This is a genomic window from Thauera phenylacetica B4P (assembly GCF_000310225.1).
Classification (GTDB): domain Bacteria; phylum Pseudomonadota; class Gammaproteobacteria; order Burkholderiales; family Rhodocyclaceae; genus Thauera; species Thauera phenylacetica.
Map to the genome: position 1 here is coordinate 1 of NZ_AMXF01000395.1, position 2,168 is coordinate 2,168.

Annotated in this window: 2 protein-coding genes; both read left to right on the top strand. The window is 75.3% G+C overall.

From position 1 onward, the window contains the following. On the top strand, positions 1–300 hold a 300-nt coding region (locus C667_RS22385), incomplete at its 5' end, for a hypothetical protein (RefSeq protein ID WP_004386432.1). Next, the coding region (locus tag C667_RS22390; RefSeq protein ID WP_004386433.1) for a UvrD-helicase domain-containing protein at positions 297–2,168 on the top strand (1,872 nt) is incomplete at its 3' end. The genes C667_RS22385 and C667_RS22390, both read left to right, overlap by 4 nt.

Sequence of the window (2,168 nt, forward strand, 5' to 3'; positions counted from 1 at the left end):
CGCCTCGTCGAGGGGTGGATCGCCGGCCTCGGCGAGCCGCTCCCGGTGGCGGCGCGCAGCGCGCTCGCGCTGGTCGGCGGCGGCAAGCCGGCCGAGGCCTACGAGGGCAGCGAACACCGCCACGGCGAGGTCGAGGAGGCCAGCCTCGCGCGCTGCTACCCCGACTACGCCACCTTGACCGCGGACGGCCGCTTCGAGCACCTCGCGCGCGAACTCTACGCCCCGCTGCTCGACTGGATCGACGGCCACGTCGAGGCCGTCCCCCACCCCGCACCCGCGCCCCTGGAGCCCGCCCGATGAGCCACCGACTCGACCCCGTACGCTTCCCGCTGCGCGGCAGCCGCCTCATCGAGGCCAGCGCCGGCACCGGCAAGACCTGGACCATCGCCGCGCTCTACCTGCGCCTGGTGCTCGGCCACGGCGACGCCGACACCGCCTTCGTGCGCCCGCTGCTGCCTGCCGAGATCCTGGTGATGACCTTCACCCGCGCCGCCACGCGCGAGCTCTCCGAGCGCATCCGCGAGCGCCTGCGCGAGGCCGCGGCCTGGTTCCGCGACGAGGAGGTCGGGCGCGAACCCGATCCCCTGCTCGACGCGCTGCTCGCCGCCTACCCCGACCCGGCCGCGCGCCGCAACGCCGCCTGGCGCCTGGCGATGGCGGCCGAGGCCATGGACGACGCGGCGGTGTTCACCATCGACGCCTGGTGCCAGCGCATGCTGCGCGAGCACGCCTTCGACAGCGGCAACCCCTTCGACGAGGAGCTCGCCGCCGACGAGAGCGTGCTGCTGACCGAGGCCGCACAGGACTACTGGCGCCAGCACTGCTACCCGCTCGCCGGCGAGGTGCTGGAGCTCGCGCTCGCGCAATGGGCCGACGTGCATGCCCTGGTCGCGGACGTGCGCGAGCTGGTCGGCCAGCCGCTGCAGGGCGCTGATCGGGACGACAGCGCCGGGCAGGCGGGCGAGGAGGATCCGGCCGCGCGGCCCGAAGCGCGACGCGATCCGGCCGGTGGCGAATCGCTGGCCGCGCTGATCGAGCGCGTCGGCGGCGCCCACCGCCGCGCGCTGATCGAACTGTCGCGCGGCTGGGCCGAGCGCGCGCGCGCGATGAAGGACTGGCTGGACGAGGAGCTCGCCGCCAACGCCAGACAGTGGAATCGCACCCGGCTGCACGAGCGCTACTACACGCCCTGGCTGGAGACGCTCGAGCAGTGGGCGCGCAACCCGCTCGAGCGCAAGCTCGGGCTCTCCGACAGCGCCCGCCACCGCCTCACCCCCGACGGCCTGCGCGAAGCGCGCAAGGCCGACGCCCCGGCGCCCGCGCTGCCCGAGCACTTCGCCGCCTTCGCCCGCCTGATCGCAGACCACGACGCCCTGCGCGACCCGCGCAGCGCGCTGCGGGTGCACGCGGCCACCCGGGTCGGCGAGCGACTCGCCGCGCTCAAGCGCCAGGCGCGCAGCTTCGGCTTCGCCGACATGCTCGAACGCCTAGACCGCGCCCTCGCCGGCCCGCAGGGCGCGCGCCTGCGCGAGCGTATCCTCGCCCAGTACCCGGTGGCGCTGATCGACGAGTTCCAGGACACCTCGCCGCTGCAGTACCGCCTGTTCGACGCGCTCTACCGCAGCGCCGACAACGACCCGCGCAGCGCGCTGCTGCTGATCGGCGACCCCAAGCAGTCGATCTACGGCTTTCGCGGCGCGGACATCTACAGCTACCTGCAGGCCCGCCACGCCACCGCCGGCCGGCACTACATGCTGGGCACCAACTTCCGCTCGGCGCATGCGCTGGTGAGCGCGGTCAACACCTGGTTCGCGCAGGCCGAGCAGCGCCCCGGTGCGGGCGCCTTCGGCTTTCGCGACGCGGCGGACAACGCCCTGCCCTTCGAGGCGGTGGCGGCGAAGGGGCGCGACGAGGTCTTCCAGGCCGACGGCGGCGTCGCGCCGGCGCTGCTCATCCACCACGACCTGGCGCTGCGCGGCACGGGCGAGGTCCGCCGCCTGTTCGCCGCGCGCTGCGCCGAGCGCATCGTCGCCTGGCTCAACGACGAGCGCGCCGGCTTCCAGGCGCCCGGCAAGGACTTCCAGCGCCTGCGCCCGGCCGACATCGCCGTGCTGGTGCGCACCGGGCGCGAGGCCGCCGAGGTGCGGCGCGCGCTGCGCCGGCGCGGC